Annotated in this window: 1 pseudogene; it reads left to right on the forward strand. The window is 81.0% G+C overall.

Annotated elements, in window-relative coordinates:
- Window positions 1-40: 40 nt before the first annotated feature.
- Window positions 41-193: pseudogene (locus PUR61_RS06600) on the forward strand (dehypoxanthine futalosine cyclase); the annotation flags it as partial.
- Between the last annotated feature and the right edge of the window lie 244 nt (window positions 194-437).

Raw genomic sequence — 437 nt, forward strand, 5'->3', positions numbered from 1 at the left:
CCCCCTGCTGCCCTGGCTCTTCGGGCATGCGCGCGGTCTCATGTTGAGTGGAGTTCAGACGGTTGCTCTGCCGAGCTCGGCCCCGCTGCACGCGCTCGGCTCGGCGGCCGACGCGGTGCGCCGCCGGCGCTACGCCGGTACCGAGCACATCGCGACGTACCTCATCGAGCGCAAGATCAAGTTGAGGGGGGTGTGGGGGGCGGGTCGTGGGTGGGGCGGGCGGGCGGTGTGGGCGGGTGTGGTGGGGGGGGGGCGGCGTGGGGGGCTGTGTGGGGGGGGCGAGTGGGGGGGGGGGGGGGGGGGGGGGGGGGGGGGGGGGGGGGGGGGGCGGGGTGGACAGACCCGCCGGTACACGGTGAGGGGGGGGTCCCCCCCCCCCCCCCCCCCCCCCCGCCCCCCCCCGCCGCGCCGCGCCCCCCCCCCCCCCCCGCCCCCCC

It is taken from the genome of Streptomyces sp. BE20 (genome assembly GCF_036322525.1).
GTDB lineage: Bacteria > Actinomycetota > Actinomycetes > Streptomycetales > Streptomycetaceae > Kitasatospora.